The sequence below is a fragment of the Rhizobium sp. 32-5/1 genome (assembly GCF_029537235.1).
Lineage (GTDB): Bacteria > Pseudomonadota > Alphaproteobacteria > Rhizobiales > Rhizobiaceae > Pararhizobium.
The window spans coordinates 498,211-511,194 of the sequence record NZ_CP120639.1 but is presented as its reverse complement, the minus strand read 5'-3'; the positions used below and the strand labels follow the sequence as shown (position 1 = coordinate 511,194).

Here is a 12,984-nt window from a genome sequence, read left to right as displayed (position 1 = left end):
CGCGATAACAATTATGGTTGACGTGTAATCGGGAATCTGCCAGTAAATTGATATCGCGATAATGGTTATCGCAATTATTGAGGAGAAAGTTATGACACGCAGGTCCATCACCACCATTTCCGCAGTCGCAGTTGCAGCCACACTGTCGATTGCGCTGCCGGCGGCCAACGCCGCCGACATTATTCCTAAAGATCAATCCATCAAAAACGTCGTTCTGGTTCACGGCGCGTTTGCCGACGGGTCCGGCTGGAGGGGTGTTTACGACAATCTGACCAAACGCGGCTATCGCGTCACCATCGTGCAGAACCCGTTGACATCCCTTTCAGACGATGTTGCTGCCACCAAGCGTGCGCTCGAGCGGCAAGATGGTCCGGTCATTCTCGTCGGACATTCCTGGGGTGGCACGGTCATCACTGAGGCCGGCATCGATCCGAAGGTTGCAGGCCTCGTCTATGTCTCCGCTCTTTCTCCAGATGCAGGCGAGACGACGGCACAGCAATACGAAGGCTTTGCCCCCGCATCGGAATTCGTCATCGAGACGACAAAGGATGGTTTTGGCTATGTCAGTCCGGCAAAGTTCAAGGCCGGTTTCGCGCACGACGTCAGCGATGCAGAAGCCGCGTTCATGAGCTCTTCTCAGGTGCCGATCAACATGTCGGCCTTTGGCACGAAGCTCGAAAACGCTGCTTGGCGTACAAAGCCAAGCTGGGCCGTGATCGCGACCGAAGACAAGGCATTCGATCAGGCCATGTTGATCCACATGGCAGAGCGCATCAAGGCGAAGATCACCAAGGTTTCGGCAAGCCACGCCCTGTTCATGACGCAGCCGAAGGTCGTCGCCGATGCAATTGACCAGGCCGCCAAAGCCGTCTCGGCGAAGAAGCAGTGATGGACGCCAAGTCATCGGGACGGTCCATCTTCCCGATGACAACAAGTAAAGTCCGACGAAACCGTCGCGGTAGGGTCAAAACGAACACGTAAAAGATCGCTCGATCTCTAAATGACATCCATTGCGCGGCTTCGCACCGGCATCCAGAGAACCTTTCTCTCAATACATTCACGGAGGTAACCACGTGAAGCTAAATAGTCATGAACAGAATTCACCCGAAAATCCGTCCATTCCTCAGAGCGATGTCGGTGATGTTTTCGACTTCATCGTCTGCGGCGCAGGGTCCAGCGGCTCCGTTGTTGCCGCGCGACTGGCAGAGGATGGAAACGCAAGCGTCCTGCTGCTCGAGGCAGGGGAGACGATGCGGCCGAGACTGTTACAAACCCTGCGCAGTGGCCGCTCAATCTCGGCTCGAGCCGGGACTGGGGCTTTGTCGGGCAACCGGCACCTGGCCTGGACGGTCGACGTCTTCCTCTCAGCATGGGCAAAGGGCTCGGTGGCGGTTCGAGCATCAATGTCATGGTGTGGGCCAGAGGACACAAGGGAGATTGGGACCACTTTGCCGCTGAAGCCGGCGATGACGCGTGGGGCTATCAGTCTATCCTTGGCTACTATCGCCGGATCGAAGATTGGCAGGGCGCTCCGGACCCAACGCGTCGCGGCGTGGGAGGACCGGCCTATGTAGCGCAGCCGCAGGCGCCCCAACCGATCGCAGAGGCCTTGTTAAGTGCGGCATCTACCATCGGCATTCCCGTCTACGATAGTCCGAACGGTAAAATGATGGAGGGCCCGGGCGGCGCATCTATCGCCGAGCTGCGGATCCGGGATGGGAAGCGGCAGTCTGTCTTTGGATCCTATGTCCGTCCGCTCATGTCGCGGCCAAATCTGACGGTGCTGACCGACGCGCTGGTCACGCGTCTGATCTTCGATGGCAAGCGCGTGACGGGGGTCGAGGTTCTTGTCGATGGCGAGCGCCGTCAGTTCACGGCGCGTTGTGAGACGGTGCTGTCGCTTGGTGCGATCAACACGCCGAAAGTGTTGATGCAGTCAGGCATCGGTCCGGAAGATGAGCTGCAGGCCCACGGTATTCCGGTCGTTCAGCACCTACCTGGCGTTGGGCGCAATCATCAGGATCATCTCGCATTCGGCTGCACCTGGGCCTATCGAAAACCAGAAGCCGTCGGTGGTAGCGGGTGCGAAGCAAAACTCTACTGGAAAAGCGACGCGCGTCTTTCCCAGCCGGACATTCTTCAGTGCCAGTTGGAGTTCTCCGTGCCGTCACCGATCGAGACGGGCCTCGAAACGCCGGAACATGGCTGGACGATGTTTAACGGTCTCGCCCAGCCGAAAAGCCGTGGTCGATTGCGGCTTTCCGGCCCCAATACCAATGACCCGATCCTGATCGAACCGAATTCTCTCAGCGCGCCAGAAGACATGGCGGCCGCCTTGACGGCGGTGGAATTATGTCGCGAACTCGGCAATAGCGATGGTTTTATGCCACTCGTCAGCGGCGAAACTGCGCCTGGCCCGAGAGATCGATCAGGCATGATCGATTTCATTCGCAAGTCGGCCGTCACTTACTGGCATCAATCCTGCACAGCCAAGATGGGACGCGACAGCATGTCGGTGGTCGACAACGAGCTTAAGGTCTACTGCATCGATGGCCTTCGCATCGCAGACTCGTCGATCATGCCGCGTATTACCACCGGCAACACGATGGCGCCCTGCGTTGTCATTGGGGAGCGGGCAGCTGATCTCATTCGGACGACGCATAGTCTTCCAAACTTGATCGGAGGACTCACTCAGTCCAATTGATGAAGTGGTTTATGTGGAGCTCAGCGGCCAGCATAAGCGGGCAGCTGAGCTTTTTGCGCAGTGTCGGGACGACGGTTCGAATTGGGTCAAGGCGAACGAGGCGGCGCCTGTTAGGTGCGCGCGAATTCCAGCAGCGGCGCTATATCATGATTGTCTGCTGCACGCAGGGTTGCGACGTATTGAGCGCGTAATTCGCCGACGTCGCCCAGACTGCTGCTGCCCCAACTGAAACGCTCGCCGCCAAGACGTTCGATCAGAAGGTCGGCCGTCAGGCGAGCGTGGCGGCCATTTCCATTCGGAAACGGGTGGATCGCGACTAGGCGATGGTGGAACCTTATCGCAATCTCATCCGGCGGAAATGTCTCGTGCTCGATCCAGTAACGGATGTCGCTCAACAAGCCTGCAAGCTCCGCTCCGACACTGTAACCCCCGACGCCGATGTTGCGCTCCGTCGTTCGGAAGGTGCCGGCCCACGCCCAGACATCTCCGAACATCCGCTTGTGCAGTGTTCTGATGAAGTCTTCGTTGAGCATTCGCTCAAGCGATATCCGCCGGCGGCCGCGCACCCAAGCCGCACCTTCTACAATGTTTTCTTGTTCCGCTTCGTTGAGGTCGCGACGGTGTGTTATCCATGTCTGAAGCAGTCCCTCGCGCTCATTTGGCTGAAGGGGTGTGGCGTCCTCAGGCTCCCGAAATAGGTCCGTCATGTCTCGTTCCAGAGGCCGCGCTCGGAGAGTCTGTCGCGAATGTATGCTTGGACGCGAGATTCGAAGTCCGAATCGCCCGTGCCCTGAGCTTCGAGCCGCATCGTATGCGCGACGCGCTGAAGCTCGCGCGTTGCGATTTTCCGCGCGCGCGCCTCGATGACTGCCTCAAGTGAACTGTTTGGAACGAGGGCGTAGACGAGCGTGCAATCCAGCGCCTCAGCTGCGCGACGTAAGGTGTCGAGTTGGATCGTGCCTGCGGCTTCCGACTTCTCGATGGCTTCAACAGTTTGAGGTCGCACGCCAATGCGTGTGCCGAGCTGCGCGCCCGTCATCCCGAGCGCGTCGCGTATTGCGCGCACCCATCCCTTTGGAGGCGCCCTGAACCGGTCAACAGGTTGGAGTGCTTGAAGTCTTTCATCTAGTCGCAGCCGCCCCTCTTTCGATTGTCGCTTTTCATGCATTAACCTCAGACTGTAAGCTGACCACGATGAATATTTTATCAGCATGTAGGCTGATTATCAATGCGAACAGATCAGCTTTCAGTATGAGTTATGAGTATCAATATCAGTCTTTGATCTGGGAGTCGTGCCTAAAAATCATCCCGTAGTCTGACTAGTGATTGATTGACCGTCGATATTTTCCTTCCAAGCTTCCCGATGCCACGCCCTCAGGCGGTCTTTCTTCGGCTTGGACGAACAGCGGCTACGACCGGAATAGGGACGATCGTTCGCGAGGACCGACCTCTCCAAACTGGCGCACTTGAGTTGTTTGCTCTCCACGACAAATAACAGGGTCGAAAGTTCGAATCTGTTAAGTAGCTAGGGTTCGAACCGACGATTGTCCGTGCGTGCCGCGATTTATCATGGTCCATTACAATCTCAGCAAAAATTAGCTTTTGAGCTTTAAGTCTCTACCGAGCAGGAGAGACATGAATGATCGGCGCCTATCTCCGTTCCTTGTCGCAGAGGAACCTCAATTTTCGCATGCAGGCGGGTGCAGACTTCACATCGCGCATCGTCGAACGTCCTGGCCTTTGGATGAGCGCCGCCGATCTGGATAGTCTATGCGGCGATCTGCGAACAATCGCTGCCAAAACGCTCACCGCCGGGTCCCTGACTTATGGGGTTTTCTCTTCCGACCGGGAACGTCTCAAGGACACGGTCATTACCGTCGTTTATGACCGGAGAACAGGAAAACCTGTGGCTTTCAACGCGCTGGCCCTGATGGAGTTGAAGCTCAACGGCAAGCGAACGCGCGTCCTGCACCTAGGGCTCGTGATGGTGGATCCAGAGGTCCGCAGCCAGGGACTGAGCTGGGTTCTCTACGGGTTGACGTGCTTTTTCCTTTTCCTACGCAACCAATTCCGCCCCCTATGGATCTCTAACGTAACTCAGGTGCCGGCGGTTGCAGGCATGGTTAGCGAGATTTTTTCAGATGTGTATCCTTCGCCGAAGCTCGGGGCGCGGCGCAGTTTCAATCACCTTCTTCTGGCGCGACAAATATCGCAGACCCAGCGCCACGTTTTCGGCGTCGGGCCGGAAGCCGGTTTCGACGAAAGCGAGTTCGTCTTCACCAATGCCTATACCGGTGGATCCGACGATCTGAAAAAGACCTTCGACGCTGCTCCAAAGCACCGCGATGCGGCCTATAATCTCTTCTGCGCGGAGAAACTGGACTATGCGCGCGGAGACGATTTCCTGCAGCTCGGGAAGATCGATCTGAAGGCCGCGAAAATCTTCCTGGTCAAGTCCGTCCCGCGTGGTTCGCTGGCCGCTCTTGCAATTTCAAGCGCACTTATCCTGCTGCAACGGATTGCCTTGCCAGTGCTCTATTGGGTCAATCCAAGCAACGAATGGGGCATATTGCGGCCGTGGAAGGAACGCAGATGACATTTTCCTACACCGAATTTACCACACGCAACATCGGTTTCGTGACGCCAGGCGAGCAACAGCGGCTGAAGGAAGCGACAGTCTTCGTATGCGGCAATGGCGGCATGGGTGGGGCCGCCGTCATGGCGCTGGCACGCGCCGGTGTCGGTTCGCTGATCCTTTGCGATCTTGACGGCTTCGAGATTTCCAATCTCAACCGGCAGGTCTTTGCCTTCCGCGATACAATCGGCCAGCACAAGGCCGAAGCCACCCGTGATCTCTGCATGACCATCAACCCGGAGATGGACATCACTGTGTACCGGGAAAACTGGCCCGATCATGTTATCGAATCCATTGGCCGCAGCGACATCGTCATCAACGGAACCGACGATCTCGGCGCTTCTCTACTTCTGTATCGCACCGCCCGGACGCTGGGAAAAACGGTCATCGATGCTTATGCCTCACCGCTTCCGTCGATCTATGTGACGCGTGCGGGTGCGCCGATGCCAGAAGAGCGGCTTGGATTTCCGACCATCGGCACGGCGTGGGACGCCCTGACGACGGACCAGCGCACCGAGGCCTTCCTCTGCGAGGCTGCCCATGTGGTGCTGCATTCAACCTCGCGGCACTATATCGACCTCGATCTCGCCGGCGAGGTGGCGGCCGGCCGCCGCAGCCGAATGTCCTTCGCTCCGATGGTGATCACCACCGGTATGCTGATGGCATATGAAGCGACGGGACACATTGTCGGTCGTCCTAGCCCCACCGATCATCGCGGCTGGTTCTTCAATCCCTACACGGCGCGGACGGAGCATCCACGCAATGCGCTGGTGACGGCGCTGATGCGACCGCTGGTCAATCGTTTCCTGCGCAAACTCGTCACCGGGACCACGCAAGATGCGAGATAATCAGATCATCGCCGACAGCATCGTCTCGCTCAGCGCCTTTGTGGGCTTGGTCTTCTTCATCCTCGTCCTGCGCGGTCGCGATCGCGGCGACCCACTCTATTCACGCTTCCGCTTTGGCCTGTCCGTCGTTGCCGTGGTCATGTTGGCCCGCGTTTTTAGCTGGCTCTACGACAGCTCGCTGGCTGTGTACATCACCGTTGCCGCCGCCGGAACGGTCCCGCTGGCAGCGTTGCTGATTACCGAAGGGCTGATGCGCCGGCATGCACCGTTTCCGTTGAAGGTCTTTGTCTCCGGCGGCGCAGCCTTGTTCTTCGTCGTGGCACTGCTGCCGTCGATGCTCGTTGGCAACATCCCCTACATTCTGCTCTTCCTGTTCCAGCTCCTGACCTTCATCGCTATCGGCGTTCTTGTCGCCACCCGCGATAAATCCACTTTGTCTGCAGCAGAAAACAAGACGATCGAGCGGATTGGCCTATCCTTGTTGATCATCGTGCCCACCATCGTGACCGACTTTCGCTTCGAAGGCTTCGATGTTCCAGTGCGCCTAGCAGGTATTGCTATTCTCGCCATGTGCTGGCTTGGCATTGGCGTCGGTCGGCCGCATGTCACCCATCGCGACACGCTCACCTCTTTCGCCGTGCTGGTCGTTGCCGCTGGAGCGTCCGGTTGGGCGCTGGCTGTAATCGCCGATCAGGGGCTGGCCGGAACGGTCCAGGCTATCGCCATTACGTTGAGTGTTCTGCTTGTTGCCATGATCTGCAATGACAGCATGTCGCTTCGCGCCGAAGATCGCCGCGCCTCCCTGCTCAAATATCTTGCGCAGGGCGATACCGGAAGCGCGGCCCGCTTTCTGTCGGGATTGCGTGACCATTTGCTGGTCGATGGCGCGCTCATTGTCGAGGGCAGAGAACTGGAGGATTTCGACGACATGGGACTGCGGGAGATTTTGGCCGGCACCCGGTGCTGTCGGCTGCCGATGTCCGCTCGATGGCCCATTCCAGCACCGACGCCGGCGAGCAGCTGCAATCGCTCCTCGATCGCTACGAAGCAACCTACGTGATGCTGACGCGCGAGGCACCCCTCCAACTGGTTGTCCTCAACATGCCCGCACTTGCGGTCACGCCGGGTACCCGGATCGAGTTGCAGGCAGTCCAGCGCATGGCATCTTTGATTTCACGGGGAGAACGGCATGCTTGAAATTAAGGAGCGCAATTTCGAGGCGTTCTTTACGGCAGCTTTCAACGCCTATCCGCCCGAAAGTCCCTATGTCTCGCCGATGAAAAGCGATCTGCGCCGGTTTCTGACCGCAGGCGTCAATCCCCTGTTCACGTCTGATGATCAGTTCACCTTTTTCGCAGCCTATCGCAGCGGCAGGCCGGTTGGCCGCATCACTGCCCATATCCATGACGCCTCCAACCGGAAATTCGGCCTGAAACTCGGCTATTTCGGTTTCTTCGATTGCGCCGATGATCCGGTCGCCGCTTCGCTGCTGCTCGAAGCTGCCGAGCGCTGGGCCAGCCAGAAGGGTCTCGACCAGATCGCTGGAAACTTCAATCTGACCGCCATGCAGCAGATCGGGGTGACGACCGGCGGTTTCGAGCATGCGCCCTATACCGATTTCGTCTACAGCGCGCCCTGGATTGCCGGCTTTCTGGAGGCCAACGGCTACGGCCGCGAATTTCCGATGACGACGTTCGAGACGGACATAACGCGCGTCGATCCGGCCATGCTGCTCGGAGAACGCCAGAAGACGCTCCTGTCGAACCCGGATTTCACCTTTGCCCCGATCACCGGCAAGACCTTGATGCCCCGGCTGGAGGATGCGCGTGCGGTTCTCAATGCCTCGTTCATCGACAATCCGATGTTCGTCGCCCAGACGCAGGAAGAGTTTGCCTTCCAGGCCAAGGAAATGAAGTGGATTATGGACCCGCGTATTTCGAGCGTCGTCCATCACAAGGGCAAGCCGGCTGGAGCCGTCATCGCCATCCCCGATCTCAATCCGTTCCTGCGCTCGATCGGCTCGAAGCTCGGTTGGACGACGCCCTGGCACTTCCTGCGCCACCGGATGAACCGGACGCGGGCAGTCATCATCTTTCAGGGCGTAGCACCGGAGTTCCAGTCTATCGGGCTCAATCCACTGATGCTCTACAAGGTCGTCTCTGCCATGAAGGCGGCAGGGTATCTGACTGTCGGTGGAACGTGGATCGCCGATGAAAATACTGCAAGCCTGCGCCAGACGGAGAAGGCCGGCGCTCGGCCGCAGCACCGGCAGCATCTCTTTCGCAAAACCCTGTCCTGAGGCCGCCGGTGATGTTCCTTTCCCCCGATGACCGGTATTCGATCGTCGCCCGCGCCAGCCTTGCGCCGAGCGTTCACAACACCCAGCCGGTGCGCTGGCACTTTTCCGCTGACGGCTCGATCTGGATTTTGACCGATCCGGCCCGGTGGCTGAGGTCGGGCGATCCGCAGCGCCGCGACATGGGCGTCAGTGCCGGGGCTGCTGTCGAAGGCACGATGCTTGCCTGTTCGCAGAACGGGCTGTCGCTGGTCGCGCTGGAACAGCCGGCAGAAGGAGACAAAAGCCCGGTCGGCGGTTTGGACATTGCCGTCCGTCTGGTGTTTCGCGCTGGTGCAGCCGCTCACCCGCTTGCCATTCATCTGCCGGAACGATCGACCTTTCGCGGGCTTTTCTCGCAGGCGGATAAAATGCAGTGTGCAGCACTTGCCGGCGTTTTGGCCGACGATCCCTCCGTGACGCTGGTGACCCATCAACTGGGCATTGGCGAACTCGCCACTCTCAACGATCGCGCCAGCCTCACCTTCTTCCGTTACTCTGCCTTTCGGCGGGAACTGCTGCAGTGGATGCGCCTGTCCGGTTCCCATCCGCAATGGGATCGGGACGGCCTCAATGCCAGAGCCTTGGGCCTTGGCCGACTGGAAGCCTGGGGGCAGGGCTTGTGCTTTCGGATCCAATCTTTCCAGCGCTCGACCAATTGGCGCTTGTAGGTCGTTTGACTGGCGAAGCCGCAAAGACGAAGCGCGCAGCCGCCATTGCGCTGTTCCACCGTCCGGCCCGAGAACATCCACTCGAAACCGGCCGGCTGTTTCTGGAGTTTCTGCTCAAGGTCACGACGGCCGGATTTTCGGCCTGGCCCATGGCCGCGATCGCCGACGACCCGGCAAGCGCTGCGGAGGCCTCCGGGCGCTTTACCATTCCCCCGACCGGCGGCTGATCAACGCCTTCCGGCTTGGTATTGCGCCAAAATCGAGACCTCGTGCCCGTGCCCGCCTGCCGGTCAGCGAACTCATCGTCTGAAACGCAAAACGGCCCGGTCGAAACCGGGCCGCATCGATCCCCTCAATTTGGGTCAGGCAGCTGCCTGTGTTTCGGCAAGCGTCTGTACCTGTCTGGCGGCGGTGACGAAATCGACCTTGCCGGAGCCTAGAACCGGCACCTGCCCGATGATGATCTCGGCGGGGATCGCCAGGTCGGAAACTCCTTTCGATTTCGCATAAGCCATGAAGTCACTGCGCGTCGCGGTCGGCTCATCGGTCAGTAGCACCAGCCTTTCGCCTTTGCGCGGATCGGGGAGATTGGCGACGACGGACAGACGGCCGGGCCACAGATCGCCGGCAAGGGCCTCGACGGCGGCCAGCGAGATCATCTCGCCACCGATCTTGGCGAAGCGCTTGGCGCGGCCCTTAATGCGTACGAAACCTTCCGCGTCAATGGTGACGATGTCGCCTGTATCGTGCCAGCCGTCGGCAAGCGGTTCCAGAACGCCGGGGTTCTCGACCCGCAAATATCCGGCCATGACGTTCGGGCCCTTAACGAACAGCCGCCCGCCTTCCTCGACGCCCGGAACTGGCTCCAGGCGGCTTTCCATGCCGGGCAGGATCTTGCCGACGGTTCCCGGCATATTGAACATCGGGGTGTTGATGGAAATGACCGGCGCGGTTTCCGTCACGCCATAACCTTCCAGAATGCGCAAGCCGAACTTGTTCATGTAGGTCTCGCGTGTCGAGGCCTTGACGGGCTCGGCACCGGCAAAGCAGTAGCGGATCGAGCGGAAGTCATAAGGGTGTGCCGTGCGGGCATAACCGTTGAGGAAGGTGTCGGTTCCGAAAATGATCGTGGCATTCGAGGCATAGATCAGCTCTGGCACGATGCGGTAATGCAGTGGTGACGGGTAGAAATAGACTGGGACGCCCGAGATCAGCGGCAGAACCGTTCCGGCCGTCAGGCCGAAGGAGTGGAACACCGGCAGGATGTTGAAGACCTTGTCGCCCGAGTGGAAATCGATCCGGGCGGCGGCCTGCGCTGCGTTGGAAAGGATATTGCGATGGGTGAGCACGACACCTTTCGGCGTGCCTTCCGAACCGGAGGTGAACAGCACAACCGCCGGATCGTCCGCCTTGCGCGCCACGCGGATCTTCGAGCGGAAAACCAGACCGCGCAGCTTGTCGGCGACGCCGATCGTCTGGCGCAGATCGTCGAGATAGACGATCGACACGTGACCTGCGACCTGTTCGATGACGCTTTCGAGCTTGGCCTGCTTGAGGAAGGCGCGCGAGGTGAGCACGGTCTTGACGCCCGCTGCCGTGCAGGCCGAACGGATATTGGCCGGACCTGCGGTAAAGTTGATCATTGCTGGAACCTTGCCGGCCGACATCAGGCCGAGCAGCGTCACGACCGCGCCGTTGGCATTCGGCAACAGCACGCCGATGGTCGTTTCACTCGGATACATCGTTTCGAACTTGCGGGAGAGGACAGCCGCACCGGTCAGCATCTTGCCATAGGAAAGGCCTCCGGTGATCGGGTCCTCGACGGCGAGTTTGCCCATGCCGCGCGCTTTGGCGGTTGTCATGACGGCCTCCAGAACAGTGCGGTCGGTGGAGGTCGTGTTGAACACCAGTTCCGACATGGTCTGGTAAAGGGCCGCACCCGCGGCCATGCGGCGCTTGCGGCCAACGAGCCCGTCCGCAATCGCCAACCGGCGCGGCGGCAGGATCGTCACCTTCACCTTCGGGAAAAGGCTGCGACGGGTGTGCATCGAGGTTAGCCGCGAAAAAAGCTGCGCTCCAGGCCATCGATGCGGATCGGCACGACCATGGCATTGGTTTTATCGGCAACCATGGCGGCACCGTCATAGACCTTCATCAGGCTGCCGGTGACGGTGATGCGGCCTTCCGGAAAGATCACCAGCGGATTGCCGTCATTGACGGCCTTGATCAGCACACGCGTCGCCATCGGCTTGGAAGGATCGAGTGCCATGGCCTTCATGTTGCGGATGAACGGCTTTACCCACCAGCGCTGAGCGATGTTCGTGTCGATGGCGAAGACCGGCTCACTGTCCGTCAGTGTTACCGCCAACGGGCCGTCGAGGAAGCTGACGTGGTTAAGTGCCAGGATCGGCGCAGTGCCAGCAGCCTTCAGATTCTCGTAGCCTTCCACTTCGAGACGGTGAAATGCCCGGAAGAGGATGGAGACGAAGTCACGGAAGGGGTTGGTTGGCAGGTATTTCAGCATGATGACGGCCGCAACGGCATTGAGAGCTGCGATCGTCAGCAGGATCATTGACAGGATCATGCCGGTTGCCTGCAGGATGGCAAGACCGGCGCCACCGATGGCCATGAAGCCCGCCGACATGACGTTGACGGACGCAACGGCACGCGCGCGCTCTTCTTCTTTGGCCCAGGCTTGAACCGCTGCAAATGTCGGCACCACGAGGAATGATCCGGCAATGGCAAGGCCGGCAAGATCGATGGCTGCACGTATGGTGCCGGGTTGGGAGAAGAACTCGCCGAGGCCGGCGTGAAGGGCAGATGCCTGTAGGCCAAAAATCGTATAAGCGAGATCAAGGCTGAACAATGCCATCAGCGCCGTTCCGACCGGGGCGGGCAGAAGCACGATGCGCCCGGCCGACATCCAGGCGGCGATTGCCGAGCCGATGGCGACCGAGATCGCAAAAACGGCGAGGTAAGCGGTTACGGCGATTTCACCGCCGCCAAGCGTGTCCTTCACCAGTGGGGGCAGAACCGAGAGAATGACGGCGCCGACTAGCCAAAACCACGAGACCATCAGTCCGGCGCTGAAAATGCGCTCGTCCTGACGGGCCGACTGCAGCAACTGCCATGTCGATCTGAAGACGTTCCGGTCGATCCGCAGATCGGGCGCGCTGCCGCGCGTCGACGGGATCATCCGGCTTGCAAGCCAGCAGATGATGGCAAGACCCAGCATCATCGGGCCGAATACCATGACATTCGCACCACCGGCAGAGGCAAGTCCACCGATGATTGTGCCGCCGAGAATGGCGATGAACGTCGCAGCCTCGATCCAGGCATTGGCCTTTGGGAGTTCCGCCCGTTCGAGATGATCCGGCAGGATGCCGTATTTGATCGGTCCGAACAGCGCCGAGATGACACCGAAGATGAACAGCGAAACCATCAGAAGGGAGATCGAATGAAACCCAAGGCCGATGACGGCAAAGAGCGATGCGCCCACTTCCGCCAGTTTGAGACGGCGCGCGAGCCGGGCCTTATCGTATTTGTCGGCGAGTTGCCCGCCAAGAGCAGATAGGAACAGGAACGGCGTGATGAAGACCACGCCTGCGACCGTTACCAGCGTCGCGGCATCAGTAGCGCTCAGCGTAAACAGGATCAGGAACACCAAGGTGTTCTTTAGAAAATTGTCGTTGAAGGCAGACAGAAACTGCGTCCAGAACAAAGGCGCAAAGCGCCGTGATGCCAATAGATGGTCGGACATGGTTCACTCCTGTTGACGTGGCCGGGATCCA

9 protein-coding genes and 2 pseudogenes are annotated in these 12,984 nt (G+C 59.4%); 8 read left to right on the top strand and 3 right to left on the bottom strand.

The window, feature by feature from the left end; genetic code table 11:
* The first annotated feature begins 91 nt into the window (after positions 1 to 91).
* Both P6U16_RS24060 and P6U16_RS24055 read left to right on the top strand, forming a co-directional pair.
* Positions 92 to 889, top strand: coding sequence for an alpha/beta hydrolase (locus P6U16_RS24060; protein ID WP_277704765.1), 798 nt, complete (start codon positions 92 to 94; stop codon positions 887 to 889).
* Between the two features lie 184 nt (positions 890 to 1,073).
* Positions 1,074 to 2,704: pseudogene (locus P6U16_RS24055) on the top strand (GMC family oxidoreductase).
* 110 nt (positions 2,705 to 2,814) lie between these two features.
* On the opposite strand, the gene P6U16_RS24050 reads toward P6U16_RS24055, so the two are convergent.
* On the bottom strand, positions 2,815 to 3,411 hold the full coding sequence (locus P6U16_RS24050) for a mobile mystery protein B (RefSeq protein ID WP_277704764.1): 597 nt from the start codon (positions 3,409 to 3,411) through the stop codon (positions 2,815 to 2,817).
* Positions 3,408 to 3,872 (bottom strand): mobile mystery protein A, encoded by a 465-nt coding sequence (locus tag P6U16_RS24045; protein ID WP_277704807.1) that lies wholly within the window; start codon positions 3,870 to 3,872, stop codon positions 3,408 to 3,410. The genes P6U16_RS24050 and P6U16_RS24045 overlap by 4 nt, the downstream gene beginning before the upstream one ends.
* Before the next feature lie 471 nt (positions 3,873 to 4,343).
* Between P6U16_RS24045 and P6U16_RS24040 the strand changes: the two genes are divergently transcribed.
* The 6 genes from P6U16_RS24040 (at position 4,344) to P6U16_RS24015 (ending at position 9,420) form a co-directional block, all read left to right on the top strand.
* Positions 4,344 to 5,300 (top strand): hypothetical protein, encoded by a 957-nt coding sequence (locus P6U16_RS24040; RefSeq protein ID WP_277704763.1) that lies wholly within the window; start codon positions 4,344 to 4,346, stop codon positions 5,298 to 5,300.
* Positions 5,297 to 6,187: a ThiF family adenylyltransferase gene (locus tag P6U16_RS24035; protein ID WP_277704762.1), complete on the top strand. Its 891-nt coding sequence runs from the start codon at positions 5,297 to 5,299 to the stop codon at positions 6,185 to 6,187. The genes P6U16_RS24040 and P6U16_RS24035 overlap by 4 nt, the downstream gene beginning before the upstream one ends.
* Positions 6,177 to 7,247 (top strand): hypothetical protein, encoded by a 1,071-nt coding sequence (locus P6U16_RS24030; protein WP_277704761.1) that lies wholly within the window; start codon positions 6,177 to 6,179, stop codon positions 7,245 to 7,247. Before P6U16_RS24035 ends, P6U16_RS24030 begins: the two co-directional genes overlap by 11 nt.
* A gap of 129 nt (positions 7,248 to 7,376) precedes the next feature.
* Entirely contained in the window at positions 7,377 to 8,486 is a 1,110-nt protein-coding gene (locus P6U16_RS24025) for a GNAT family N-acetyltransferase (protein ID WP_277704760.1), read from the top strand.
* Positions 8,487 to 8,497: 11 nt separating this feature from the next.
* The gene (locus P6U16_RS24020; RefSeq protein WP_277704759.1) at positions 8,498 to 9,193 is read left to right on the top strand and encodes a hypothetical protein; all 696 of its coding nucleotides are present in this window, start codon (positions 8,498 to 8,500) and stop codon (positions 9,191 to 9,193) included.
* Between the two features lie 5 nt (positions 9,194 to 9,198).
* Positions 9,199 to 9,420 (top strand): hypothetical protein, encoded by a 222-nt coding sequence (locus P6U16_RS24015; protein ID WP_277704758.1) that lies wholly within the window; start codon positions 9,199 to 9,201, stop codon positions 9,418 to 9,420.
* Positions 9,421 to 9,555: 135 nt separating this feature from the next.
* Here the strand turns inward: P6U16_RS24015 and P6U16_RS24010 are convergent.
* Positions 9,556 to 12,953 (bottom strand): annotated as a pseudogene (locus tag P6U16_RS24010) (acyl-[ACP]--phospholipid O-acyltransferase).
* Between the last annotated feature and the right edge of the window lie 31 nt (positions 12,954 to 12,984).

Coding starts and splice junctions, on each gene's coding strand:
- P6U16_RS24060 (WP_277704765.1), top strand. CDS start 92: ATGACACGCAGGTCCATCACCACCATTTCCGCAGTCGCAGTTGCAGCC.
- P6U16_RS24050 (WP_277704764.1), bottom strand. CDS start 3,411: ATGACGGACCTATTTCGGGAGCCTGAGGACGCCACACCCCTTCAGCCA.
- P6U16_RS24045 (WP_277704807.1), bottom strand. CDS start 3,872: ATGCATGAAAAGCGACAATCGAAAGAGGGGCGGCTGCGACTAGATGAA.
- P6U16_RS24040 (WP_277704763.1), top strand. CDS start 4,344: ATGATCGGCGCCTATCTCCGTTCCTTGTCGCAGAGGAACCTCAATTTT.
- P6U16_RS24035 (WP_277704762.1), top strand. CDS start 5,297: ATGACATTTTCCTACACCGAATTTACCACACGCAACATCGGTTTCGTG.
- P6U16_RS24030 (WP_277704761.1), top strand. CDS start 6,177: ATGCGAGATAATCAGATCATCGCCGACAGCATCGTCTCGCTCAGCGCC.
- P6U16_RS24025 (WP_277704760.1), top strand. CDS start 7,377: ATGCTTGAAATTAAGGAGCGCAATTTCGAGGCGTTCTTTACGGCAGCT.
- P6U16_RS24020 (WP_277704759.1), top strand. CDS start 8,498: ATGTTCCTTTCCCCCGATGACCGGTATTCGATCGTCGCCCGCGCCAGC.